This is a genomic window from Pseudomonas sp. C9D1 (assembly GCF_056491235.1).
In genome coordinates this window covers 666,498-688,964 of the sequence record NZ_JBSZIE010000002.1, presented here as the reverse complement: position 1 = coordinate 688,964, position 22,467 = coordinate 666,498, and the positions used below count along the sequence as shown (strand labels likewise).

Genomic DNA, 22,467 nt, shown 5'->3' with positions numbered 1-22,467 from the left:
TAGGCCTCAGGATTGATAATAAGGTCATCTGTCGCTTTACTTATGCCATGAAGGAACAGATAGGGTTGGACCGCCTCACCGGTCTCATTGCTTTTGCCCGCGCCGCCTCCCTCGGCAGCTACACCGCTGCCGCCCGGGACCTCTCGGTGTCGCCATCGGCCATCAGCAAAAGCGTGCAGCGCCTGGAGCAGCATTTCGGGCTCAAGCTGTTCAGCCGCACCACTCGTTCGCTCACCCTCACGCCGGAAGGGCGTGACCTGTACGAGCGGGCGCTGCGCATCCTGCGCGAGGTGGAGGACATCGATCAGGCTGCCGTCGCCTCCCGCGCCGAGCCTTCCGGCACCCTGAAGGTCACCGCGCCGCCGCCCATCGGTCTGAACATACTGGCGCCGGCCATCCCCAGATTTCGCCAGCGCTACCCCAAGCTCGCCATCGACCTGCGCCTGGGCGACCCCTATGCCGACATCATCGAGCAGGGCATCGACGTCGCGGTACGCGTGGGCAACCCGGTGGACTCGCGGCTGATCTCGAAAACCCTTGGCCCCCATCGCATCGCCGCCTTCGCCTCACCGGCCTACCTGGCCAGGCGCGGCACGCCGCTGGAGCTCAGGGACCTGGCGAACCACGACTGCGTGAACTTCCGCTATCAGCGCTCGGGCCAGGCATTGCGCTGGCCCTTCAGCGTGGACGGCAAGGTGGTCGAGCTGGTGCCGGATGCGACCATCGTCATCGACGCCAGCGACGCGGTCGCCGCAGTGGTGGCTGCGGGTGGTGGAATCGGTATTTCACCCACCTATGTGGCTGCGCCCTATGTGGCCCGTGGCGAGTTGACGCCGCTGTTCCCGGAGTTCGCGGTGGACCGCTCCTCCATCACCGCGCTGTGGCCGGAAAGCCGGCGGGGCAGCCCCAACGTCAAGGCCTTCGTCGGTTTTCTTGAGGAGCTGTTCCCGAACCCCACGGCCTGGGACGAGATCGTTCGCAACGCGTGAGCCGTGCGCTAGGGCGCATGTGCTAATTGACCCCCTATCCCGTCACTTCTAGATTCCCAGCCTTTGTTCTTCGTGCGGGGAGGGCGCCTGCCCGAGTCTCCGCCGTTTTCTACAGGGAGTTGCACATGCCATTGCTCACTCGGATGTTCTCCGCCGGCCTGCTGTTGGCGCTGGCCGCCACTCACGTTGCCGCCGCCTCGGTGGATGAGATCTTCCGCTCGGAAGACACCGACGGCGATGGCGCGCTGTCCGTGGCGGAAGCCCAGGCTGCCGCCCCCAAGACCTTCCGCGCCATGGACAGCAACGGCGACGGCGTGCTCAAGGTGGACGAGATCGCTGCCTACAACGCTGCCGAGAGTGCCCCCGAGATGGTCTGGCCCGCCGAGGTGCTGGCGTCGGTTTCGCAGAAGACCCTGGAGTACTGGGACGGCAACCACGACGGCAAGGTGACCGAGCAGGAGTATGTGAAGGCTTCGGTCGACATGATGCTGCTGGCCGACTCAGACGGTGACCGCAAGGTGACCCGTGAAGAGCTGCAACGCTTCCGGGGTGAAGCCGTTACGCCTTGATGGTTCAAGCGCTTGGCTGTGGCGGCGTGAGCCCCGAGGCTCCAGGCCGACATGAGCCCCTGATGCAGCGTGATTCAGCACGCCGCAGGTGGAAGGCTGATCGGCATCAGCGGATGCGTTCGGGCCTCACCCCAGCAACCCGCCCAAGCCGCGGTAGGCCGGCTCATCGCTCGAGATCACCAGGGTCGCGGTCTGGCCCGTCTGGCAGAGCACCTTGCCCCTGTAGACCTGGCCGTTGGGCAGGGTCACCGTCACCTCGCCGGCTTGCCTGAGGTCGGCGCTGCAGGTGATGTCGTAGACGCCGGGCGCCGTTCGGTTCAGGAGGATGCGCGTTCGGCGCTGGAAGGTGCCGGCGAGCTCGCCATGGGTTCCCGTGTAGGTGAGGATGGCTTGTCCTTCGTACCTGGTCATCTGCAGCTCCTCCTTGCTGGCAGCGCTGCCTGCGCTATCCACGTTGCTCCTGGTGCCTGGCCTGCTCGGGGCGGCTGGGCGTGGTTTCCTGCCCGGTTGCCACCAGGGTCACGACCTGGCCTTGCTGTGCGGCTACCGTGCCGCTGATGTGCTGCCGCTCGGGCAGCGTGATGCGAACTTCTTCAGCACCCCTGAGGTTCAGCCCACAGGTGAGATTGAAGACGCCCGGGGCGGTTTCTTCGAGCCCGATTTCGGTTCGCCGGCTCTGGATGCCGAGCATCTGGCCCGCACGCCCGCTGAAGGAAACGATGGCCTGCCCGTGATAGCTGATCATGCTGGTCTCCACTGCGTTCCTGGTTAATTGGAGGCCTGTCAGCGGGTGCGGTTCAGCCCGGCCCGCCCCGGGGTGACGGGCGGGTTGGCGGGGTTCGGAGCGTTGCAAGGCGCGCACGGCCTGGCCTTGGCCGGAAACTAGAATCCATCGTCTATTTTTGTTGAACGGTTTTTCGCGCCGGCTTTCATAGTTTTGCGGCCCAGCCGCCTGCCCCTCGGAAGCCACTAAAAACAACCTGGAGCCCCCCCATGAAAGCCTCCGCTATCAGCGCGATGTTCGTCACTTCCCTGCTAGTTGCCAGCGGCGTGAACGCCGAAGTCTTTTCGCTGAAGGTCGAAAACGATGTATTCACTGGCGGCCAGGACGGCCACTACACCAACGGGATCGAGGGCTCCTTGGCTTTCGAACCCGAGCAGGCGCACTGGACGCGCAACCTGGCAGGCGTGCTGCCCGGCTGGTCCACCAGCGACCTGAGCTACGCCGCCTACCGCTTCGGCCACCAGCTCTACACCCCCGAGGAGATCGAGACCGCCGAACTGCAGGAGCAGGACCGCCCCTACGCCGGGCTGGTGTTCGGCGGGGTGACGCTGTTCGCCGATGAGCAGCGGGAAGGGCTGCGCATGAGCGACACCTTCACCCTCGACGCCGGCCTGGTCGGCCAGGGCGCGGGCGGCAAGCGATTGCAGCGGGCGGTGCACAAGGTCACCGGCAGCGATGCGCCGGAAGGCTGGGACAACCAGCTGGAGAACGAACCCTTCGTCAACCTGGGCTACGAGAAGCGCTGGTGGCTGCAGCATCAGCTGGGTGGCCTGGAGCTGGAATACGGCCCCAGCGTCGGGGGCGCGGTGGGCAACCTCTACACCTACGCCTCCACCGGCGCGGGCGTGCGCTTCGGCCAGGGGCTTTCGCGCAGCCTGAGCCAACCCGCCGTCACGCCGGCGCCCAGCGGCGCGCAGTACTTCAAGCCCGGCGAAGGTTTCGGCTGGTTCGTATTCGCCAACCTCGAAGGGCGCTTCATGGCCCACAACATGCTGCTGGACGGCAACACCTTCAAGGACAGCCACTCCGTGGACCGCGAGAAGTGGGTGGGCGACGCTCAGTTAGGGTTCGCCATGCTGTGGGACCGCTGGCAGCTGTCGTTCGCCAACGTCTGGCGCAGCCATGAGTTCAAGACCCAGCAGGAGCACGACCAGTTCGGCTCGGTCACCCTGTCCACCTGGCTGTGACGAGCGGGGCGCCTGCAGGCGCCCGGCACCTCAGGAGGCGTCGCGCCCCTGGCTCGCCTCGATGGCCTGGATGTAGGCGGTGAGCGCCCGGGGGATTTCCTCGTGCAGCACCGCGGCCCGCATGTCCTTGTCGTAATCCACCATCAGGTCGGTCACCAGGCCCAGGGGCAGGCCGAGCAGGGTGGCCGCATAGGCCTTCCTGGCACGCTCGTCGGTGCCTGGCAGGCGCAGCGTCAGGATGCGTATGCACAAGGCCTGCAGCAGGGGCTGGACGGGGGTGTCGGTGGGGGACTTGCCCGCTGCCCTGTCGAATCGGATCAGGGACAGCAGCACCGGGTTCTGCGCCACGTAGTCCAGCAGCGGCTTGACCAGCAGGGTGATCAGCCGCTCTGCGCTGGCGCCCTGCCAGGTGGCGTCGTCGATGCGGCCAATCTCCTCGGCGACCGCCTGGATGGCCAGCTCGTGGCGTTCGGAAAGGGCGAGAAGCATGCTCTGCTTGTTCGGGAAGAAGTGGTAGAGCGAGCCGATGGAGGTCTCCGCTTCCGCCGCGATCCGGTGCATGCCGAGCGCCGCTTCGCCTTCCTCCACCAACAGCCGCTCGCAGGCCTCCAGGATGGCCGTGACGCGCAGCTCGCCACGGCTTTGCCGGGGCTGGCGCTGGGCCTTGCGCCGGGGCGTGCAGGTGGGTTCTGTGACGAGAGGCATGGGGCACCCTGGGAGTCCGAGCAACTAGAGACAACGGCCTGGCCGATTTGTGCGCGCGCAATGCGTCGAACCCCCAGCGGCACAGGCACCTCGTGCAAACCGGCCTGGATTTTGGTCTGATGCAGGCGCACCCGATGCGACCCCTCCGTCCATCCAACACCACACGCGAGTACCGGACCCTGAACAACCTGACCCGAGAAGAACTGCAGGCCGAGGTCGCCCGCCTGCGCGCCGCGCTGGATGCGGCGCGGGCGGGTATGCGGCAACCCGCCGAACTCGCGCGGGACGAAACCCTGGAACGTTACCGCCTGGCCGCCAAGGCCACTAACGACGCCATCTGGGACTGGGACCTGCTCGCCAACCACGTGCTGTGGAACGATGCTCTGGAGCACGCCTACGGTCACCCCGCCAATAGCGTCGAGCCGACGGGCGACTGGTGGATCGCGCAGATCCACCCCGATGACCGGGAGCGCATCAGCGCCTCCATCCACGCGGTGATCGACGGCACCGGCACGGCCTGGTCGGACGGTTACCGCTTCCGCTGCCACGACGGTTCCTACGCCGAGGTGCTCGACCGCGGCCATGTGATCCGGGACGCGCAAGGCCGGGCGCTGCGCATGATCGGCGCGATGCTGGACCGCACCAAGGTACGCACCGCCGAGGCGGCGTTGCTGCGCAGCGAGGAGCGTTTCAGAACGGTGCTGGAAACCACCGAGGCGGCCTTCGCCATCGTGCAGGTGAAGTTCGACGAAAACGACGAGCCGGTGGACTACCGCTTCGTCGAGGCCAACGCGGCGTTCGAGCGCGAGTCGGGTGTGAACCTGCGCGGCAAGTGGGTCACCGAGTTCGCCCCCGATCTCGAGCGCTTCTGGTTCGAAACCTACGGCCACGTGGCCAAGACCGGCGAGCCGGCCAATTTCGAAAACTACGCCAAGGCCTTCGAGCGCTGGTTCGACGTACGCGCGGTGCGGATCGGCGAGCCGGCCGAGCGCCAGATCGCCATCATCTTCAGCGACGTCACCCAGCGGCGTGACGCCGAGGAGCGCCTGCGCATCAGCGAGGCCCAGGCCCGCGAGAACGGCGAGCGCGTGCAACTGGCCCTGGCGGCCGGCGCCATCATCGGCACCTGGCACTGGCACCTGCCCACCGACAGCTTCACCGTCGACAAGCCCTTCGCCGACTCCTTCGGCCTGGACCCGGCGCTGGGCCGCGAGGGCCTTGCCCTCGAACAGATCATTGCCAACGTGCACCCCGAGGACCGCGAAGGCCTGATCGCGGCAATAGACGAAGTCATCGCCCGTGGCGGCGCCTACGCCCACCAGTACCGGGTCCGTCGCAGAGACGGCAATTACTACTGGATCGAAGCGAACGGGCGCGTGGAGCTGGCCGATGACGGCAGCCCGCTCAACTTCCCCGGCGTGCTCATCGACGTCGAAGGGCGCCGCGCCGTCGAGGCCGAGCGCGACCGGGCGATCGCCGCCCTGCGTGCCTTCACCGACACCCTGGAACAGCGGGTCGCCGAGCGTTCGGCCGAGCTGATGCAGGCCGAGGAAAAGTTGCGACAGTCGCAGAAGATGGAAGCCGTGGGTCAGCTCACCGGCGGCCTGGCCCACGACTTCAACAACCTGCTGGCGGGCATCTCCGGCGCCCTCGACCTGATGGGCCTGCGCATCGCCCAGGGGCGCTGGCAGGACATCGAACGGTACATCGGCACCGCCCAGGGCGCGGCCAAGCGAGCAGCGGCCCTGACCCATCGGCTCCTGGCCTTCTCCCGGCGGCAGACGCTGGCTCCGCGGGCCACCGACGTGAACCTGCTGATTGCCGGGATGACCGAGCTGATCCAGCGCACCGTGGGGCCCAGCATCCGTGTCGAGACCTCCGGCGCGGCCACCTTGTGGCGTGCGCTGGTGGATGCGAGCCAACTGGAGAATGCGCTGCTCAACCTGTGCCTCAACGCGCGCGATGCCATGCCCGAGGGCGGCTCCATCACGGTTGAAACCACCAACCTGATGCTGGACCCGAGTGCGGCCCGCGCACTCGACCTCCCCGAGGGTGAATACCTGTGCCTGTCGGTGACCGACAACGGCATCGGCATGACGGCGGAAACCATGGCCAAGGCCTTCGATCCGTTCTTCACCACCAAACCCATCGGCCAGGGCACCGGCCTGGGCCTCTCGATGATCTACGGCTTCGCCCAGCAATCCGGCGGGCAGGTGCGCATCCACTCGACGCCGGGTCGGGGCTCCACCGTCAGCATCTACCTCCCGCGCTATCACGGCGACATGAGCGGGGAGGAGGCCGAGACGCCCGGCAACCCTTCCGCCCGTGCCGAAACCGGCGAAACCATCCTGGTGGTCGACGACGAGCCGTCGGTGCGCATGCTGCTGACGGAAGCACTGGGCGACCTGGGCTACACCCTGATCGAAGCGGCCGACAGCCTGGCCGGGCTCAAGGTACTGCGCTCGGATGTGCACATCGACCTGCTGATCACCGACGTCGGTTTGCCCGGTGGCATGAATGGCCGGCAGATGGCAGACGCCGGACGGGAGATCCGCCCCGGCCTGAAGACCCTGTTCATCACCGGCTACGCCGAAAATGCCGTCTTCGAACCCAGCTACCTCGGCCCGGGGATGGAGGTGCTGACCAAGCCCTTCACCCTCGAAGCGCTGGTGGCGAGGGTGCGTGGGTTGGTGGTGGGCTAGTCAAAGCACCCTGGGGCTGTGGTACTTCTTCTGGTTGAACGCCGGGGATCACAGCAGGCTGCTTGCGGCCCTGGCTGTGTAAAAACGCTGCGGCTGATGGATAGCTGCATATTGAATGGTTTTAGCCGCTGGCCAATCAGAACACCCCTGCAGCCGGCACTCTTGAAACACCTTGGCCAACAGGCGGTTCATTCATGCAGACATACTCCATAAACGCTGTTTCACCTGCCGACTTCGATGCGTTCATGGCCTATCTCGACGATCACCTGCGCGAGAACGGCTCGCCGGAAGTCGGCTATTTCCAGCCTTTGTCGCGCAGCGCGTCCTCCTACCCGCCTGAGCGGAAAGCGGCGTTCCGCGCTGGCTTGGTGATAGCGCTCGGCGAGCCCGGTTGGCGCCGGGCCTGGGTCGCGCGAGCCGAGGATGGGCAGATCGCCGGGCACATCGACCTCCGCAGCCACGCCGAGCGCTACGCGACTCATCGCTGCCTGCTGGGCATGGGTGTGCACTGCGCCCACCGACGCCGTGGGCTGGGCGCTTTGCTGATCGAGCAGGCTGGGCGATGGGCTGCATCCACGGCCCTGCTGGAGTGGATCGACCTGCAAGTGCTTGGCAGCAATGCAGCAGCCATTGCCCTCTACCGGCAGGCAGGCTTCATCCAGGTGGGAGAGGTGCCGCAGATGTTCAAGATCGATGGGCAGTCTTTCTCGTACACGACCATGACGAAGCGCTGTTCGAATCAGTAGTACCGCTCCTGGCCGGACGCCAACCGGGTGGGCGCGATGCCAATCCAACTTCCCCGGCCTTGCAAACACCTTGAACAAGCCGAGGGCACACGCGTCAGTTCTTATGAGAGGCGCCGGCATGAACCGGCCTCCACAACCGATGAGGACATGACCATGAATGCGATCGAACTGCTCAAGCAGGACCACGTCACCGTGAAAGCCCTTCTCGAACGACTCGGCAGCACCACCGAGCGCGGGGTGAAGACGCGCACCGAGCTGCTGCGCAAGATCGAGGTGGAGCTGCTGGTGCACACCACCCTCGAAGAACAGATTTTCTACCCCGCCTTCAAAGCCGCCGGTGGCAAGGACGAGACCATCATGTCGGCCGAGGCCAAGGAGGAGCACCGCACGGTCGACTCCCTGGTGCTGCCGGACCTCAAGCAGACCTCGCCGTCTTCCCTCGAATTCGCCGGCCGCGCCAAGGTGCTCAAGGAGCTGCTGGAGCACCACATCGAGGAAGAGGAAACCGAGATGTTCCCCAAGGCCGTCAAGCTGCTGGGCAAGCAGAAACTCGCCGAGCTGGGAGCCGAGATGGAAGCACTGAAAAAATCCATGAAGCAGGATCTGCAACGCCACGCGGCCTGAACCGCGACCAGCCTTTCACGCCGCAGCCCAAGACTGCGAAGCTGCTTTTCGGGTGGACAACGCTTTTTTGTCCACCAACGGAGCCCCGGTCAAACGCGCTTGGTGGATGTAAAAAGCGACATCCACCCTACCTCCAGGCATGACTGCGAGTGGCTTTTGTAGGGTGGACAACGCTCTTTTTGTCCACCAACGGAGCTCCGGTCGAGCGCGCGTGGTGGATGTAAAAGCGCCATCCACCCTACATTCAGGCATGGATGCGGAGTGGCTTTCGTAGGGTGGACAGCGCTCTTCCTGTCCACCAACGGAGCTCCGTTCGAGCACCCAGGCGGGATGTGAAACGCGACCGTCAGCCCACCACCGACAACGCCCAACCCGCCGCGCTGCTGGCGATCACCACCAGCCAGGGCGGCAGCTTCAGCCACGTCAACGCCAGTAGCGCGGGCAGTGCCAGGGCGAGGTCCGCCGGTTGGTGGATTGCACTGGTCCATACCGGGTCGTAGAGGGCGGCCAGCAGCAGGCCGACCACGGCGGCGTTGAGGCCCATCATCGCCGCCTGCATGCGGGTGTTGTGGCGCACCTGCTCCCAGAACGGCAGCGTGCCGGCCACCAGCAGGAAGGCAGGGAGGAAGATCGCCGCCAGGCAAACCAGCCCGCCCACCCAGGGCGACGGGAAGTGGCTCATGGCCGCGCCCAGGAATGCCGCGAAGGTGAACAGCGGCCCCGGAACCGCCTGCGCGGCCCCATAGCCGGCCACGAAGGTTGTCTCGCTGACCCAGCCCGGCGGCACCACCTCGTTGTGCAGCACCGGCAGCACCAGATGGCCGCCGCCGAACACCAGGGCACCGCTGCGGTAGAAGGCGTCGATGATGGCCAGCCAGGGGGCAGGGTAGAGCCGGCTCAACAGCGGCAAGGCCACCAGCAGGGCGAAGAACAGCCCCAGCCACAGCACGGCGGAGCGCTTGCCGATGCGGATCGGCAGCGGGTCATGGGCGGCACCCGGGGGCGGGCGGAACACCAGCAGCCCGAGCACCGCGGCGCCGAGCATGATCGCCACCTGGCTCCAGGCAAGGGGCGCCAGCAAGGCGAGCCCCGCCGCCACGGCCATGATCGCCACGCGCGGCGCGTCCGGGCACAGGTTGCGTCCCATGCCCCACACCGCCTGTGCCACCACGGCCACCGCCACCACTTTCAGCCCGTGCACGGCACCCTCGGGAATGGCATCGCCATGCTCCGTGATGCCCAGGGCAAGCAGCATCAGCAGCACCGCCGATGGCAGGGTGAAGCCCACCCAGGCCGCCAGTGCGCCGAGGTAGCCGCAACGGCCGAGCCCCAGCGCCATGCCCACCTGGCTGCTGGCCGGCCCGGGCAAAAACTGGCAGAGCGCCAACAGGTCGGCATAGCTGCGCTCGCTCAGCCAGCGCCGGCGCGTGACGAACTCGTCACGGAAATAGGCCAAGTGCGCCACCGGCCCACCGAAGCTGGTGAGCCCGAGGCGCAGGAAGATCAGGAAGACGGCCCAGGGCGTCGGGTCGCGGTGTGCAGGCGGTGTCATCTCATGGGGTTCTGGAAGCGGTGCGGCTGATTATGCGGCGCGGCCGTGTCGGTATTCCATGGGTTCCTGCGGCCCAGGCCGGAGCGATTCCAATCGCCCTGGGCAACGCCCTTGCGCGGTGGAACGGGGCCGCTAAAGCGCCAGCAGCTCGCGCACCCGGCTGCCGAGGGCATCCACGGAAAAGGGCTTCGTCAGCACGTGCATGGCCGGCTGCAGCGGGGTATTGCCGGTGAATACGCTCTCGGCGTAGCCGGTGATGAACAGGGTCTTGAGACCGGGGCGAAGCTCGCGGCCGGCATCGGCCATCTGCCGCCCGTTCATGCCGCCGGGCAGGCCGACGTCTGTGATCAGCAGGTCGATCAGCACATCGGAGCGCAGCAGCTTCAGCCCGGCAGCGCCGTCGGCCGCCTCGATCACCGTGTACCCGAGCTCGTTCAGCACATCGGCCATCAGCATGCGTACCGCCGGCTCGTCGTCCACCAGCAGCACCGTCTCGCCGTGCTGCGTGATCGCCGTGTCGGTTACGCAGGGCGCATGCTCATCATCGGGGGCGTCGCCGTCGTGGCGGGGCAGGTAGATCACCACCCGGGTGCCTTCACCCACCGTGGAGCTGATGCGCACCTGCCCACCGGATTGCTGGGCGAAGCCGTAGATCATCGAAAGCCCCAGCCCGGTGCCCTGGCCGATGGGCTTGGTGGTGAAGAAGGGCTCGAAGGCATGGGCCATCACATCGGGCGTCATGCCGGTGCCTGTGTCGCTCACGCACAGGCTGAGGTAATACCCCTCCGGCATGTCGTGGACCTGGGCCGCCTCGTGGTCCAGCACCAGGTTGGCCGTCCTGAGGGTGATGCAGCCGCCATCCGGCATGGCGTCGCGGGCGTTGATGCACAGGTTGAGCAGGGCGTTCTCCAGCTGGCTGGCGTCGACGAACGCCGGCCACAGCTCCGGGGCGTTTCGCGTTTCAAGCTGGATGGCGGGCCCCACGGTGCGGTTGATCAGCTCCGTCATCCCATGCACCAGTGCGTTCACATTGGTGGGGCGGGGCTCCAGCGTCTGCCGGCGCGAGAAGGCGAGTAGCCGGTGGGTCAGCGCTGCGGCGCGCTTGGTGGCGCTCTGTGCCATCGCCATGTACTTGTCGATGTCGTTGACGCGGCCCTGGCCAATGCGCTTGCCCATCAGCTCCAGGGAGCCTGCGATCCCCGCCAGCAGGTTGTTGAAGTCGTGGGCGAGGCCACCGGTCAGTTGGCCGACCGCTTCCATTTTCTGGGACTGGCGGAGCTTTTCCTCGGCATGCATCAGCTCGGCCGTACGCTCGGCCACGCGCTGCTCCAGCGTCTCGTTGAGGCCGCGTAGGTCGACCTCGGCCTGGCGCAAGGCCTCCTCGGCTATCGTGCGCTCCAGCAGGTCGGCCGCCTGCCGCGCCAGGATGTCGAGCAGGCGCCGGTCCCGCTGCGAGGGCTCGTGGGGCTCTCGCCAGTGCGTGGAGATCATCCCCAGCAGGTTGCCGCTGCGTGAAATCAGTGGCGTTGTCTGGGCGGAGCGGATGCCGGTGCGACGGAAGGCGAGCAGGTCTTCGGTGCCGGCGATGGCGTCCCATTGCTCGAAGTCGGGGATCACCGCCCGCTCGCCGAGCTTCAGCGCCATGGTGCAGCTGCTGTAGGCGTTGGGGCTCACCCATTGCCAAAAGCCAACTGCCTCGGGCGGCAGCCCGCGTGAACACAGAAGCTGGAGTTCACCCCCGTGCCCTGAAATGTGGCCATCAGGGCAAAGCCGCTGCATCGTCCCGAACTGCGAGCCGGTGATGGTCACTGCCGCGTCGACGATCTTGCCGTAGAGCGCTTCGCGATCCTGCTCGCCAATCAGGGCGATGCTGATCTGGTGCAGAAGTTCGATGTCGGAAAGGTCATTCCCCGAGCTGCCGGAAACGGCCGAAGAAGGCTCCGCCGAGGCGGTGGGATGCGGGGAGGGCATGGGGGCTCCTGGGGAGCTGGAGGCAGGTTGGCGCAGCCTAGCAATAAACGCCTTCCAGCGCGACGCAGTGGGCCGCTGCGTCAGCGTCATCAGTTGCAATAACTCCCACTGACGACGGCATGGTCGTGGTCGGAGGCCCGTCTGCCTATCGCTCTTTCTCTACAGGGGCAACGGGCATTCCAGAGCCTGATCATCCGGCCATTAAAACCCGTGGATGACGTCATGAGCGTGGCTAATGACCCGGTGAGATCATTTCATTTTCAATCAATTAATGGCGCTGCATAGAATGGTTTTACTTTCAGTGAATCTAAATATCGCTGAGCGGAAACAACCAGAAGAAAGCTGAAAAGTGCTGTGCAAGTACAGAGCAGACTCAGGTTTCTCTCAAGCATTCAGGTGCCGGATTGCGATGAACAACGACTTCACCTTTGCCATTAAGAGTATTCGTTTCGACGAGAACTACCACCCCTCCGAAAACACGCGCATCACTACCAACTTCGCCAACCTGGCCAGGGGCGAGAGCCGCCAGGAGAACCTGCGCAACGCGTTGAAAATGATCGACAACCGTTTCAATGCCCTGGCGCATTGGGACAACCCCAAGGGCGATCGTTATGCCGTCGAGCTGGAAATCATTTCCGTTGAAATGAATATCGATGTGGCGGGCAGCGACAATGCGCTGCCGCTGATCGAGATATTGAAAACCAATATCGTCGACCGCAAGACCGGCGAGCGTATCGAAGGCATCGTGGGGAACAACTTCTCCTCCTATGTGCGTGACTATGACTTCAGCGTACTGCTGCTGGAGCACAACAAGAGCCAGGCCGGCTTCAGCACGCCAGATGATTTTGGCGATCTGCATGGGAAGCTGTTCAAGTGCTTCCTGAACTCGGATGCCTACAGCGAGCACTTCAAGAAGCTGCCCGTCATCTGCCTGAGCGTTTCCAGCAGCAAGACCTACCACCGGACAGAGAACCAGCACCCCGTACTGGGCTTCGAATACCTGCAGGATGAGTACTCCCTGACGGATGAGTACTTCCAGAAGATGGGCCTCAAGGTGCGCTACTTCATGCCGCCGAACAGCGTGGCGCCGTTGGCCTTCTATTTCGCTGGCGACCTGCTGGGTGATTACACCAACCTCGAACTCATCAGCACCATCAGCACGATGGACACCTTCCAGAAGATCTACCGGCCCGAGATCTACAACGCGAACTCCGCAGCGGGCAAATCCTATCAGCCGAGCCTTAAGCACGAGGACTACTCGCTGACCCGGATTGTCTACGACCGGGAAGAGCGCAGCCGGCTGGCTATCGAACAAGGGAAGTTCGTCGAAGAGCACTTCATCAAGCCGTACCACAGCATTCTTCAGCAGTGGTCCGCCGGCTGCGCTCTTTGACTCATCAATCTACAAGGTCATCCATCGTGAAAAAATTACTCCCCACGTCGACTGCCGGCAGCTTGCCCAAACCCTCCTGGCTGGCGCAGCCCGAGACGCTCTGGTCCCCCTGGAAGTTGCAGGACGAGGCGTTGATCGAAGGCAAGCAGGATGCGCTGCGCCTGTCGTTGCAGGAACAACAACAGGCCGGTATCGACATCGTCAGTGACGGCGAGCAGTCGCGTCAGCACTTCGTCACCACCTTCATCGAGCACCTCGACGGCGTTGATTTCGAAAAGCGCGAGACGGTTCGGATCCGTGATCGCTACGACGCCAGCGTGCCGACGGTCGTGGGCGCTGTAAGCCGACAGAAGCCGGTCTTCGTGGAAGATGCCAAATTCCTGCGTCAGCAGACCCAGCAACCCATCAAGTGGGCGCTGCCAGGCCCCATGACGATGATCGACACGCTGTACGACGCCCACTACAAAAGCCGCGAAAAACTGGCCTGGGAGTTCGCCAAGATCCTCAACCAGGAAGCCAAGGAGCTGGAGGCTGCCGGCGTCGATATCATTCAGTTCGACGAGCCCGCCTTCAACGTGTTCTTCGATGAGGTGAATGACTGGGGCATCGCTGCCCTGGAACGCGCTGTCGAAGGGCTCAAGTGCGAAACCGCCGTGCACATCTGCTATGGCTACGGCATCAAGGCCAATACCGACTGGAAGAAAACCCTCGGGTCGGAGTGGCGGCAATACGAAGAGATCTTCCCCAAGCTGCAAGCGTCCAGCCTCGACATCATTTCGCTGGAATGCCAGAACTCCCGCGTGCCCATGGAGCTGCTGGAACTCGTGCGGGGCAAGAAGGTGATGGTGGGGGCCATCGACGTGGCATCCGACAGTATCGAAACCCCGGAGCAGGTCGCCGACACCCTGCGCAAAGCCCTGCAGTTCGTCGATGCCGACAAGCTTTGCCCGTGCACCAACTGCGGCATGGCGCCCCTGTCCCGTCGGGTTGCACGGGGCAAGCTCAATGCCCTGAGTGCCGGAGCAGATATCGTCCGCAGGGAACTCCTGGCCTAGTGCCGAATTGAATTCGGACGCGGTGCAGGGGAGGGCTGAAGCCCGTCGCCGCTCAAACCCTCCTTTGCACCTCCGAGCTGCACCCACTGTCCAGGACCTGCCATGTCACTCCCTCGTACGGCCATCGAGCCCTGCCGCTTTCGCGAAGCGCTCGGGCATTACGCATCCGGTATCACGGTGATCACCTCGCATCACGATGGCGAGCCGGTCGGCTTCACCTGCCAGTCGTTCTACAGCGTGTCGATGAGCCCACCGCTGGTGTCGTTCAGCGTCATGTGCAGTTCGGCCAGCTACCCCAGAATCCGCCAGGCCGGCCGCTTCCTGGTCAACATCCTCTCGGGTGAACAGGCCACCCTGTCCAACCAGTTCGCCCGCAAAGGCACGGACAAATGGCAGGGTGTCGAATGGCAGGAATCGCCGTTGGGCAACCCCATCATCGCCGGCAGCCTGCATTGGCTGGATTGCGAAATCCACGCCGAACATGCCGCCGGCGATCACCTGATCGTGATCGGTGAAGTGAAGGCGTTGAGCCTGCCGGATGCCGCGGCCACGCAGCCCCTGCTGTACTTCAAAGGGCAGTACCGCAACCTCGCCGGCCATAGCGCGGTGTGAGCGGCGCCGCGCTGTTCGAGTCGGTGCCGGGCACTGGTAAAGCCGGCACCTTCGATCAAGGCACGACGGTGAACATGGGCGATGGACTGAAGCGCAGGTTCCCGAGGATGCAGTCGCCAAAGAACTGGTTGGGCGAGAAGGAAAGTGTGTTGGAGGCGTTCGACCACGACCCGTTAAGCGTCGCGGAGGAAATGGTGCAGGACTTCCCTTGGACCAACAGCTTGACCCCCGAGAGGGTCGCCGCCGTGGTGCTCGTCGCTGTCCAGGTCCAGGGCAGCCAGGAGGCAGTGATGGCCGGGCAAAAGCCTGTGCCGGTAATGCTCACCGTGGTGATGCTTGCCGTGTTGCTGGTGCCCGTCGTGCCGGAGAGGCTGATGTTGCAGGTTGTGGTCGGGATGGTTCCGGACTGCAATGTAAACATGCCGTAGGCCGTGAACGGCGTGCTTGGCGGCAACAATGTCGCTGCTTGGGCGATGCTGCAAAGGGCTGCCAAAACGAAGGCGCATAGCGGTTTGAAATAGGCGTTCATGTCGTGTCCCTGTTCGCTCTGATCTTGCAGAGGTTCGCGCGTTCTTCCCTGCAAACTGCCGTTTGGGTAACTGCTCCTTCTCTCCAGCGTTGCTGGACAGTCCGTTGAGGCTAGGTGAGGCCTGCCGGCTGTAAGCCAAGCCAAAGGCTGGGGTGCGGCGCGCTCGCCTTCAGCGGCGGGCACCTGGGTAACAGGCGGGTTCGGGGGCGGCGGGCGAGTGTGTGCTGGAGACTCAACCGGGCCGGCGCGCGCATTCACGGACCACGCGATGTGCTCGCCAGTGGCACCGCTCGGTGGATGAAAAGAGCGTCATCCACCCTACACATGGGTGGGCATAGTGGGTGGTGCCAGCGCCGTAGGATGCGTCGGGCGGCGCTCCGAGAGCGCAGCGAAACCCATCATCACAAACGCCGGGTTGCACCCGACCTACAGGCCAATCACGATCGGCGCCATGTACTCCCGGCGGCACCCCGGTTGGGGTGTGCGTCGTAGGTTGGCGCCGAGCGCAGCAAGGCCCAACGGTTCGTCGGTGAAGCTGATCGCGGATGAATCCGCTCCCACAAAGAGGTGGCCCTGGCTCGCCGCCGTGACGTGCTCGGCGGCGCTCTTTGTAGACGATCAGGCCGCCTGCAGGGCCTTGCCGATGGCCGCGTTGAAGGCGGGCAGGTCGTTGGGGTTGCGCGAGGTGATCAGGGTCCAGCCCTTGCCCGGGCAAACCTTTACTTCTGCATCTACCCAGCTCGCACCGGCATTGACCAGGTCGATACGCACGCTGGAGTAGGAGGTCAGTGATTTGCTGTCGACCACGCCAGCGTCGATCAGCAGCCAGGGCCCATGGCAGATCGCCGCGACCGGCTTGCCCGCCGAGGCGAACTCCTGCACCAGGCGTTGGGCGTCCGCATCCTGGCGCAGCGTATCGGCATTCACCGTACCGCCCGGGATCACCAGCAGGTCGAAACCGCTCGCGCCCAGGCCCTTGAGGGTCGTGTCCGAATTCACCGTCACGTCTTTTTCACTGTCCTGGACCCAGGTCTGGGCTTCGCCACCCTTGACCGTCGCATGCATCACCTTGGCTCCCTGGGTCTTCAGGGCCTCCATGGGCTTGAGCAGCTCATCGCGCTCGATCCCGGTGTTGGCGGTGATGAATAGAACCTTCTTGCCTTGCAGATTCATGCTCATGATGGACCTCTTCGCAGAAGCGCCTCGCGAGGCGCGGGGACACGTGTTGGAGAACACGAGAGTCTTCTGAATGGGCAGAGGCCATGCCGATAAGTTCGAACGATTCGCCCGACGGATACCCGATACGGGCTTGAAGTGTTCCGTCGTGATCGCTACGCCCCCGGTATTCGCTTTTCGGGCGGGAGCGGCATCGCACGTTGGATGAAAGAGCGCCATTGCCCGCCGAGATGAACGCCCGCACCCGGCGATGCGCTGAAGTCACCCCTGCATCTGCATCTCTGCCAATGCCCTGCGCAAGGGGGCGTCCGATATCTGGATGGGGCCGTGGAAGGGGATGTCCATGTCCAGCACCAGATACACGGAGGTGGCGATCAGCAAGGAGGACACGGTGAACATGCCGATCACCATTGGGTTGCGTGGCGCCCGATAACCGAAGCTTGCGTAGATAAGCGTCAACCACGCGACGAGCATGCCTATCAGCGGCATCGGAATCGTGCCTTCGGATTGCTCCACGATTCTCCAGCGCTGCTCGATGAGCGAGTGATATTGGCGACGAAGATCGGTGAGCTGGGTTTCCTGATACCGGCTCCCGGGTGTGATGGCGGCAAGAGCCACGCCGATGTTGTCGAGAAACTGCGTGGCGGGGCTGTTCCGATGCTGGAGCGCCTCATCCCCACGGTAGGGATTGGCAATGGCGCGCTCCACATACGCAGCCAGGCGCAGGCGGGTTTCCTGTGCCGCTTCTCCGTAATTCTTCAAGGTGCGATCAAAGATGATCAGGCTGGTGGCGTAGGCGTGCATGTTGGTGTCGATGGCTTCGAAGGTGTTCTTTGCCGAATTGATCATGAGGCCGAACACCAGTGAGGTCATGACCACGAAGATATTGGCCACCAGGCGGACCACCGTGTTGGTTTCTTCGTCCTTGTGACGGGCCGAAAGCTTGGGATACCAATGCATCATCAGCAGGGAGGCCAGTATCAGGCATACGAAGACGCCCGCTGCGATCAGAACTGATTCCATAGGTACCGCCTTCGGTGTGTCGTGGACAGGTCGTGGCCCGGGAAAGCCGATTCACCCGCTTCATCGTCTCTCCAGCATCTGCTGCTATCGGAAGGTAGTTGGAAGACAGACTTTTCGCCCGCCCGCAATGGGGCCGACCGGTGGGGTGACAGCCGTTGCGCCATCGCACCGATGTGCTTGGATTGTCCTATCCAGCCAGGGATGGGCCCGCTGCAGAGGCTCGTCTGGCGTGTAGCCCGGATTGGGTACTGCCGCGCACGTCCCGGCCCCGGGCAACTGATGAACATCCACACGCGGAGAGGGAGAGTCCAATGCCGAGCGTAAAGGTAGGGTTGAACGAATGGGTCGTGCTCGACACAACCGGCCACAACGATCTATCACTCTGGACGGACGGGTTGTCCGGTTGCGTCGGGGTGGGGGTGATAGTCCCACCGAAGATCTTCGTGACCCATATCAGCAGTACGTTCAGTGCACAGAGCTGGACGCAGAGCGTCGAAGCCCCCTTCCTCCAAGCGTTGAGCAACCTCGGCAGCATCAAGACGGCCAAGGAAATCTCGGTCGTGATCGGCGATGACGATGAAACGCCGCTCTCCAAGGCTGTTCTCGCTACCTTGTTACAGCTCTGCGAGACCAACGATCTCGATTTCGAGCCCTCGCTGACCGACTCGCGAACGGGGCTGCGCATCTACCAACACTCGGTCTCCGGCTCCATCAGCCTGATGATCCAGTCGCTGGCGAAGATGGGGCACCTAAGCACATGGGGCACCAGCCAGAACTCCACCAATGGAACCGGTGTGGTTGCTCAGGGCTTCTTCAGCGGTGGCAGGGTCGCGGATATCTAGCGGTTGGGTAATAGGGAGAGGCCAGGTTTTTGAGCCCCGGCCTCTTGCAGGTGGACCCTGGCCCTAAAGCCACATCACCCTCAACGCAGCGGCAACTGCGCCAGCTTCGCCACGTGCTGGAAGTCTTCCTGGTTGCTGCGGCAGAGGTGAATCATTGCATCCATCAATGCACCCTCCCGTAAATCATCCAGGTAGGGCCCGGGTATGCCTTCGCGCATGGCGGCGTTGTCCAGGATGACCTCGGCGAGCACCTGGACGGTATTCAGGCGCGATTCCAGGCGGTCGACGAGTTCATGCAGGCGGCGGTGTTCGAGGTCGCTGTTCATGCCGATCTCTCCTTTTTGATGCGCAGGAGCGGCAGGTGCGGGTGGGGGAGTTTGATGGAGTTCATGGTCGTAGCCTCTTGGAGCCAAGAACCGCTCCCTGACGCCAATCAGGGTGGGCGGACCGTGCAGGTTGGCGTAACCGTCAAGAGAACCGGCGCATCCGAAGATGCCCTGCACGGTCCTCCCATGAAAAACACGGGTGCGACCATGCCAGGAGCTGAACCGAGGCCCATGCTCCTTCTCTTGATCGGGACGCCAATCCCGGCTGCCCAGGTTGGGCAGCGGGGCAACGTTATGGATTCGGGGGCGGGGTGTCAATCGGAGGGCCGGAGGCCAGCGGTGAGGCTGATCGCGGATGAATCCGCTCCCAAAAGAAAGGCAGCCCGGATCAGCGTAGGGCGGGTGTAACTCGCGAGTGCCTGGTACCGGCGTTGTTGGGTTGCACCCGACCGACAGGCCTGCCACGGCCCATGCAATGCGTTCGTCGGTAGCACCGTTTGGTGGATGAAAAGAGCGTCATCCACCTCGATCAGCTCCGCGCAGGGTCAAAGCGCACAATGCCGGCCGGGCGCACACCCTGCCGGCAGGTGGCAGCGTTGCGCACCTTTATCTTTTGCGTGATGTGAAAAGGCCGAGGCTTTTTGAGCCCCGGCCTTTGACCAGACGTACCTGCCAAGGAAACCGTCGTGTCACGGAAACGTTAGCACCCGGGCCTTTGACGGGCGAGATGCGACAACTTGCCACGCTCGTTGCGCAGGCGGGCGTCGAGCCCAGAGGCCGTCAGCTAGCTGCCATTGGGTGCGGCAGCCTGTCGCACCCCGCGCACAATAAAAAGCCCTCCGTGAAGAGGGCTGGTTTTGCAGAGCGTCCCCGCTCCTTGTCGCTGCTTCGGGCTAACCGTGGAAGCCTCTTTCCTGCATCCGCCCTCGGCAGTCGAACTCTAGGGGGCGGGCCTGGTTGCCGCCACTGCGACAGCCTGACACAGCCCCACCCGCCGTCGCGCGCCGTGACGCTTCGGGCGGCGGCTGCGGCGGGCTGTCGCAGCCGGCTCAGCCGGGAATCGGCAACCAGCGCCGGAACCCGTTCGCTCCCCGCCCGGCCAGCGGGCTCCAGGCAAAGTCCCAGTGGGGTGCGGGCAGCTCCTCCTCGGCCTCGACCATCGCAAGCGCCCGGGGCGCGACCTTCCAGTCGGTCACCGTCACCGCGGTTTCACGCCAGATGAGGATGAGCCCCCGGGCCTGGCTGTCGTCGGTGTTCACCCAGCGTGCCGCGGCGGCTGCCATGAACGCCTCCACATGCTCCTCGTGCACCTGTTGCCGGTACTCGGACTCCAGCAGCCAGCGGCAGACGCTCAGGTAGTAGGTCCAGTCCAGCGGGGGATGGCGGCGGTAGGCCCAGGTCATGAAGCTGCGGAACAGATTGAGGCCCTCCGGTGCGTCCAGCTTGAGCAGAGCCGGGCACACATCGAACAGGGTGTGCCAGTAGGGCAGCAGGCGTGCGTCCAGGTGCACGAAGCTGCGTGCGTTGCAGGGGTAGTCGGGAAAGGGCAGCAGAAAGTCGCCACGGTTTCCGCTTGGGCGGGTGGCAAGGGTCGGCGAGCGCATCTGTCCTCCTGCCCCTCGTTGGGGGCTGGGGAGGGATGGCGTCGGAAGGTCGTTTCTTCGGGTGGCAAGCCTGTTGTGGAGCATGTCGTGTCGTCCTTGCAGAGGCGTGGTCTACCTCGGGGCGGATGGGCGTTGAAGCCCGTGCCCGAGGGGTTGCTATCAGGGGCAGCCAGGCAGGACGGGAGAGGCTCGGGGGTTGATCGAGGGCCAGCGCTCGCGGGGCGAGACCGCGAAGGGATGGGCGGCGGGCGTCGGGCGCAGTGCCGCGAGCCGCCCCGGTGCAGCCAGAGGCGACGGCGGCAGGGGGGCCGCGCCGACGGATTGTGAGCAGCAGCAGTGGGACGTGCCACCTGCGTCGGGCGAGCCGGAACTGTCCTTGTCGAGTACCAGGGCGCTCTGCTGCAAACCACCCGACGAGCAGAAGCTCCCGGCCAGCAGTTGCTCCAGGCTGAGCGATCCGAAGGCCGTGGCCATCGGCAACGCCATGACCTTGAGCACGATCGCCAGGAATGCCGCCACCCAGGCATTGTGATGCGCCTCACGGCGCATGCCGCAGCAGATCATCGCGCGTCCCTAGGCCGCCCGGACGGCTCTGCAAGGCAGGTCGTCCTGGCGTACCTCCAGCAGGTGCAGGGCGTCCGGGAGTACGGCCGTGACCCGGTAGTAGCGACGCATCTTGATGCGCCCCTGCCGTTGGTAGGCGATGGCGAACTCGACGTAAGCCCCTTCCAGCAGATTCGCCACGAACAGCGTGCGGCCCTCGCGGCTGGAGGCGAGGTACTCGCGCAGCACGCCTCCCGGTTTCTCATGGTCTCGCCAGACGATCGCTCCCCAGCGTCTGATCCCGGCAATGCGCTGCGCCGTGGACGCGCGGGCGGGATTGCCGAAGGTGCCCTCGGCGATCGGCAGAACCAGTACCTTGGTGTCGTTCATGACCTGTCTCCTTCACGGTACCCGGCACCGTGCCTTCTCGGCGAAGGCGCGCGGGCTGGGTGTCAGTCGATCGGCAGTGGTCGCCGTGTAGTGGCGAGCGACTGCCGGTGCAGGGAAAGGGAAGGTCAGGCGGGGGACGCGCGGGGGTTGGCCGAGGGCCAGGTGAGGCGAGGGTGGGTATGGCCCTCGACAACGCCGGGGTGCGGTGGATGGCCGCCAGGCCTGCCAGGCAGCAACAGGCCGCCCAGCAGGAGGGTGGTGAGGGTGAAGGCGCTGCACAGCGGGCAGCCCATGGCCGGCATCGACGAAGCGCCGCCGGTGCCGGCCGGAGTCTTGCTCGGTGACGCACCCAGGTCGCCGTTGGCTGTGCAGTAGAGCCCGCCGATACCGCTCAGCGCCAGGCCGCTCTGCTGGCCATGCCCCAGGCTGCAGGCGAACGCGCTGTACAGGACGCAGGCGTAGAGCATCCAGGCGATCATCGAGCGGTGACGGCGTACGGCACTCATGGTCCAGGCTCGCAGGGTCGGTGGGTGGCGGCGAGAGCAGCGCTCGCATTGAGCATAGTCACGCCTGAGGCGTGCGCTCGCTGTCGCGTGCCCGTCGCTAGTGGCTGTGCTCGGCTCCGTGCTCATGCTCGCCATGGGCCTGGGGTGCGTCCTTCTGGACGGCGATCTCGACCTTGAGGTCGCCCGCTTTCTCGAAGTGCAGCGTCATGGGGAAGCGCTCGCCTTCCGCCAGCGGCTGTTTCAGGTCGAACAGCATCACGTGGTAGCCCATGGGTTCGAACCTCGCCTCGCCGTGGGCGGGCACCTCCACGGCCTGGACGTGCTGCATCTTCATCAGCCCGTCCTGGTGTACGTGCTCGTGCAGTTCGACGCGACCGGCGGCAGCCGTCTCGGCACCCAGGAGGCGGTCAGCAGCGGTTCCCTTGTTGTGGATGATGAAGTAGGCCGCCGCCGTCGGTGCGACCGGAGGCGTTGCGCGCGCCCATGGATGATCGACATGCAGGTCGCCCACGTCGTATTCGTGAGCGCCGGCCATCAGCGGCGATGCCATCAGAGCGCTGAGCAGAAGGGCCTTGAACAGTGTCATCGGGGTGTCTCCCTTGCGTTTGGAATGAATGGCCGCCCGCCTGGGCGGCCCGG

Annotated in this window: 25 protein-coding genes; 10 read left to right on the top strand and 15 right to left on the bottom strand. The window is 64.7% G+C overall.

All coding sequences use genetic code 11. The features are described from left to right. Window positions 1–47: 47 nt before the first annotated feature. Together ACXI0U_RS11455 and ACXI0U_RS11450 are read left to right on the top strand one after the other, a co-directional pair. On the top strand, window positions 48–989 hold the full coding sequence (locus ACXI0U_RS11455; RefSeq protein ID WP_479550271.1) for a LysR family transcriptional regulator: 942 nt from the start codon (window positions 48–50) through the stop codon (window positions 987–989). Between the two features lie 125 nt (window positions 990–1,114). Continuing rightward, window positions 1,115–1,558: an EF-hand domain-containing protein gene (locus ACXI0U_RS11450; protein WP_148304223.1), complete on the top strand. Its 444-nt coding sequence runs from the start codon at window positions 1,115–1,117 to the stop codon at window positions 1,556–1,558. 126 nt (window positions 1,559–1,684) lie between these two features. Here ACXI0U_RS11450 and ACXI0U_RS11445 read toward each other — a convergent pair whose 3' ends face one another. Then, entirely contained in the window at window positions 1,685–1,969 is a 285-nt protein-coding gene (locus ACXI0U_RS11445; protein WP_431484681.1) for a hypothetical protein, read from the bottom strand. Window positions 1,970–2,003: 34 nt separating this feature from the next. Then, complete coding sequence (locus ACXI0U_RS11440) at window positions 2,004–2,303, bottom strand: hypothetical protein (protein ID WP_423499901.1); 300 nt, start codon at window positions 2,301–2,303, stop codon at window positions 2,004–2,006. Between the two features lie 248 nt (window positions 2,304–2,551). On the opposite strand from ACXI0U_RS11440, the gene ACXI0U_RS11435 reads away from it, so the two are divergent. After that, window positions 2,552–3,529, top strand: a complete 978-nt coding sequence (locus tag ACXI0U_RS11435) for a lipid A deacylase LpxR family protein (protein WP_271658013.1) — start codon at window positions 2,552–2,554, stop codon at window positions 3,527–3,529. A gap of 30 nt (window positions 3,530–3,559) precedes the next feature. Here the strand turns inward: ACXI0U_RS11435 and ACXI0U_RS11430 are convergent, their stop codons facing one another. Next, window positions 3,560–4,234 carry a TetR/AcrR family transcriptional regulator gene (locus tag ACXI0U_RS11430; RefSeq protein WP_479550270.1) on the bottom strand — a complete coding sequence of 225 codons (675 nt, stop codon included), beginning with the start codon at window positions 4,232–4,234 and terminating at the stop codon, window positions 3,560–3,562. 257 nt (window positions 4,235–4,491) lie between these two features. Between ACXI0U_RS11430 and ACXI0U_RS11425 the strand changes: the two genes are divergently transcribed. Continuing rightward, a complete protein-coding gene (locus ACXI0U_RS11425; RefSeq protein WP_423728549.1) occupies window positions 4,492–6,936 on the top strand; it encodes a PAS domain-containing protein in 2,445 nt (814 codons plus the stop codon). A gap of 48 nt (window positions 6,937–6,984) precedes the next feature. Here ACXI0U_RS11425 and ACXI0U_RS11420 read toward each other — a convergent pair whose 3' ends face one another. Continuing rightward, complete coding sequence (locus ACXI0U_RS11420) at window positions 6,985–7,128, bottom strand: hypothetical protein (RefSeq protein WP_479550269.1); 144 nt, start codon at window positions 7,126–7,128, stop codon at window positions 6,985–6,987. 2 nt (window positions 7,129–7,130) lie between these two features. On the opposite strand from ACXI0U_RS11420, the gene ACXI0U_RS11415 reads away from it, so the two are divergent. Further along, window positions 7,131–7,682 carry a GNAT family N-acetyltransferase gene (locus ACXI0U_RS11415; RefSeq protein WP_479550268.1) on the top strand — a complete coding sequence of 184 codons (552 nt, stop codon included), beginning with the start codon at window positions 7,131–7,133 and terminating at the stop codon, window positions 7,680–7,682. A gap of 153 nt (window positions 7,683–7,835) precedes the next feature. Next, window positions 7,836–8,306 carry a hemerythrin domain-containing protein gene (locus tag ACXI0U_RS11410; protein ID WP_431484676.1) on the top strand — a complete coding sequence of 157 codons (471 nt, stop codon included), beginning with the start codon at window positions 7,836–7,838 and terminating at the stop codon, window positions 8,304–8,306. A 346-nt stretch (window positions 8,307–8,652) separates the two neighbouring features. On the opposite strand, the gene chrA is transcribed toward ACXI0U_RS11410, so the two are convergent. Further along, window positions 8,653–9,858 (bottom strand): chromate efflux transporter, encoded by a 1,206-nt coding sequence (gene chrA / locus ACXI0U_RS11405; protein WP_479550267.1) that lies wholly within the window; start codon window positions 9,856–9,858, stop codon window positions 8,653–8,655. Between the two features lie 132 nt (window positions 9,859–9,990). Next, window positions 9,991–11,829, bottom strand: a complete 1,839-nt coding sequence (locus ACXI0U_RS11400; protein WP_479550266.1) for an ATP-binding protein — start codon at window positions 11,827–11,829, stop codon at window positions 9,991–9,993. A 409-nt stretch (window positions 11,830–12,238) separates the two neighbouring features. Between ACXI0U_RS11400 and ACXI0U_RS11395 the strand changes: the two genes are divergently transcribed. The 3 genes from ACXI0U_RS11395 (at window position 12,239) to ACXI0U_RS11385 (ending at window position 14,889) form a co-directional block, all read left to right on the top strand. After that, on the top strand, window positions 12,239–13,222 hold the full coding sequence (locus tag ACXI0U_RS11395; protein WP_043245576.1) for a DUF1852 domain-containing protein: 984 nt from the start codon (window positions 12,239–12,241) through the stop codon (window positions 13,220–13,222). Between the two features lie 26 nt (window positions 13,223–13,248). Next, window positions 13,249–14,277 carry a methionine synthase gene (locus tag ACXI0U_RS11390; protein ID WP_431484673.1) on the top strand — a complete coding sequence of 343 codons (1,029 nt, stop codon included), beginning with the start codon at window positions 13,249–13,251 and terminating at the stop codon, window positions 14,275–14,277. Window positions 14,278–14,379: 102 nt separating this feature from the next. Beyond that, on the top strand, window positions 14,380–14,889 hold the full coding sequence (locus ACXI0U_RS11385; protein WP_374980666.1) for a flavin reductase family protein: 510 nt from the start codon (window positions 14,380–14,382) through the stop codon (window positions 14,887–14,889). Window positions 14,890–14,944: 55 nt separating this feature from the next. Here ACXI0U_RS11385 and ACXI0U_RS11380 read toward each other — a convergent pair whose 3' ends face one another. The 3 genes from ACXI0U_RS11380 to ACXI0U_RS11370 form a co-directional block, all read right to left on the bottom strand. Further along, on the bottom strand, window positions 14,945–15,418 hold the full coding sequence (locus tag ACXI0U_RS11380) for a hypothetical protein (RefSeq protein WP_374980667.1): 474 nt from the start codon (window positions 15,416–15,418) through the stop codon (window positions 14,945–14,947). Window positions 15,419–16,036: 618 nt separating this feature from the next. After that, window positions 16,037–16,597 carry a type 1 glutamine amidotransferase domain-containing protein gene (locus ACXI0U_RS11375; RefSeq protein WP_431484672.1) on the bottom strand — a complete coding sequence of 187 codons (561 nt, stop codon included), beginning with the start codon at window positions 16,595–16,597 and terminating at the stop codon, window positions 16,037–16,039. 258 nt (window positions 16,598–16,855) lie between these two features. Continuing rightward, window positions 16,856–17,617, bottom strand: coding sequence for a bestrophin-like domain (locus ACXI0U_RS11370; RefSeq protein ID WP_021220142.1), 762 nt, complete (start codon window positions 17,615–17,617; stop codon window positions 16,856–16,858). Window positions 17,618–17,964: 347 nt separating this feature from the next. On the opposite strand from ACXI0U_RS11370, the gene ACXI0U_RS11365 reads away from it, so the two are divergent. Further along, window positions 17,965–18,459, top strand: a complete 495-nt coding sequence (locus ACXI0U_RS11365; RefSeq protein WP_184490082.1) for a hypothetical protein — start codon at window positions 17,965–17,967, stop codon at window positions 18,457–18,459. 80 nt (window positions 18,460–18,539) lie between these two features. On the opposite strand, the gene ACXI0U_RS11360 is transcribed toward ACXI0U_RS11365, so the two are convergent. The 6 genes from ACXI0U_RS11360 to ACXI0U_RS11335 all read right to left on the bottom strand — a co-directional run bounded on the left by ACXI0U_RS11360 (window position 18,540) and on the right by ACXI0U_RS11335 (window position 22,414). Beyond that, the gene (locus tag ACXI0U_RS11360; RefSeq protein ID WP_184490081.1) at window positions 18,540–18,785 is read right to left on the bottom strand and encodes a hypothetical protein; all 246 of its coding nucleotides are present in this window, start codon (window positions 18,783–18,785) and stop codon (window positions 18,540–18,542) included. A gap of 1,049 nt (window positions 18,786–19,834) precedes the next feature. Beyond that, on the bottom strand, window positions 19,835–20,389 hold the full coding sequence (locus ACXI0U_RS11355) for a putative natural product biosynthesis protein (protein ID WP_184490080.1): 555 nt from the start codon (window positions 20,387–20,389) through the stop codon (window positions 19,835–19,837). A 159-nt stretch (window positions 20,390–20,548) separates the two neighbouring features. Next, the gene (locus tag ACXI0U_RS11350) at window positions 20,549–20,953 is read right to left on the bottom strand and encodes a DUF2946 family protein (RefSeq protein WP_081711603.1); all 405 of its coding nucleotides are present in this window, start codon (window positions 20,951–20,953) and stop codon (window positions 20,549–20,551) included. A gap of 9 nt (window positions 20,954–20,962) precedes the next feature. Then, window positions 20,963–21,322: a hypothetical protein gene (locus ACXI0U_RS11345; protein ID WP_374980669.1), complete on the bottom strand. Its 360-nt coding sequence runs from the start codon at window positions 21,320–21,322 to the stop codon at window positions 20,963–20,965. 125 nt (window positions 21,323–21,447) lie between these two features. Then, complete coding sequence (locus ACXI0U_RS11340; protein WP_271658002.1) at window positions 21,448–21,828, bottom strand: DUF2946 family protein; 381 nt, start codon at window positions 21,826–21,828, stop codon at window positions 21,448–21,450. A 97-nt stretch (window positions 21,829–21,925) separates the two neighbouring features. After that, on the bottom strand, window positions 21,926–22,414 hold the full coding sequence (locus ACXI0U_RS11335; RefSeq protein WP_479550265.1) for a copper chaperone PCu(A)C: 489 nt from the start codon (window positions 22,412–22,414) through the stop codon (window positions 21,926–21,928). Window positions 22,415–22,467 lie beyond the last annotated feature (53 nt).

Excerpts from the sequence above, each read along its gene's own strand:
- ACXI0U_RS11455 (WP_479550271.1), top strand. The coding sequence starts at position 48 with ATGAAGGAACAGATAGGGTTGGACCGCCTCACCGGTCTCATTGCTTTT.
- ACXI0U_RS11450 (WP_148304223.1), top strand. The coding sequence starts at position 1,115 with ATGCCATTGCTCACTCGGATGTTCTCCGCCGGCCTGCTGTTGGCGCTG.
- ACXI0U_RS11445 (WP_431484681.1), bottom strand. The coding sequence starts at position 1,969 with ATGACCAGGTACGAAGGACAAGCCATCCTCACCTACACGGGAACCCAT.
- ACXI0U_RS11440 (WP_423499901.1), bottom strand. The coding sequence starts at position 2,303 with ATGATCAGCTATCACGGGCAGGCCATCGTTTCCTTCAGCGGGCGTGCG.
- ACXI0U_RS11435 (WP_271658013.1), top strand. The coding sequence starts at position 2,552 with ATGAAAGCCTCCGCTATCAGCGCGATGTTCGTCACTTCCCTGCTAGTT.
- ACXI0U_RS11430 (WP_479550270.1), bottom strand. The coding sequence starts at position 4,234 with ATGCCTCTCGTCACAGAACCCACCTGCACGCCCCGGCGCAAGGCCCAG.
- ACXI0U_RS11425 (WP_423728549.1), top strand. The coding sequence starts at position 4,492 with ATGCGGCAACCCGCCGAACTCGCGCGGGACGAAACCCTGGAACGTTAC.
- ACXI0U_RS11420 (WP_479550269.1), bottom strand. The coding sequence starts at position 7,128 with ATGAACCGCCTGTTGGCCAAGGTGTTTCAAGAGTGCCGGCTGCAGGGG.
- ACXI0U_RS11415 (WP_479550268.1), top strand. The coding sequence starts at position 7,131 with ATGCAGACATACTCCATAAACGCTGTTTCACCTGCCGACTTCGATGCG.
- ACXI0U_RS11410 (WP_431484676.1), top strand. The coding sequence starts at position 7,836 with ATGAATGCGATCGAACTGCTCAAGCAGGACCACGTCACCGTGAAAGCC.
- chrA (WP_479550267.1), bottom strand. The coding sequence starts at position 9,858 with ATGACACCGCCTGCACACCGCGACCCGACGCCCTGGGCCGTCTTCCTG.
- ACXI0U_RS11400 (WP_479550266.1), bottom strand. The coding sequence starts at position 11,829 with ATGCCCTCCCCGCATCCCACCGCCTCGGCGGAGCCTTCTTCGGCCGTT.
- ACXI0U_RS11395 (WP_043245576.1), top strand. The coding sequence starts at position 12,239 with ATGAACAACGACTTCACCTTTGCCATTAAGAGTATTCGTTTCGACGAG.
- ACXI0U_RS11385 (WP_374980666.1), top strand. The coding sequence starts at position 14,380 with ATGTCACTCCCTCGTACGGCCATCGAGCCCTGCCGCTTTCGCGAAGCG.
- ACXI0U_RS11380 (WP_374980667.1), bottom strand. The coding sequence starts at position 15,418 with ATGAACGCCTATTTCAAACCGCTATGCGCCTTCGTTTTGGCAGCCCTT.
- ACXI0U_RS11375 (WP_431484672.1), bottom strand. The coding sequence starts at position 16,597 with ATGAGCATGAATCTGCAAGGCAAGAAGGTTCTATTCATCACCGCCAAC.
- ACXI0U_RS11370 (WP_021220142.1), bottom strand. The coding sequence starts at position 17,617 with ATGGAATCAGTTCTGATCGCAGCGGGCGTCTTCGTATGCCTGATACTG.
- ACXI0U_RS11360 (WP_184490081.1), bottom strand. The coding sequence starts at position 18,785 with ATGAACAGCGACCTCGAACACCGCCGCCTGCATGAACTCGTCGACCGC.
- ACXI0U_RS11355 (WP_184490080.1), bottom strand. The coding sequence starts at position 20,389 with ATGCGCTCGCCGACCCTTGCCACCCGCCCAAGCGGAAACCGTGGCGAC.
- ACXI0U_RS11350 (WP_081711603.1), bottom strand. The coding sequence starts at position 20,953 with ATGATCTGCTGCGGCATGCGCCGTGAGGCGCATCACAATGCCTGGGTG.
- ACXI0U_RS11345 (WP_374980669.1), bottom strand. The coding sequence starts at position 21,322 with ATGAACGACACCAAGGTACTGGTTCTGCCGATCGCCGAGGGCACCTTC.
- ACXI0U_RS11340 (WP_271658002.1), bottom strand. The coding sequence starts at position 21,828 with ATGAGTGCCGTACGCCGTCACCGCTCGATGATCGCCTGGATGCTCTAC.
- ACXI0U_RS11335 (WP_479550265.1), bottom strand. The coding sequence starts at position 22,414 with ATGACACTGTTCAAGGCCCTTCTGCTCAGCGCTCTGATGGCATCGCCG.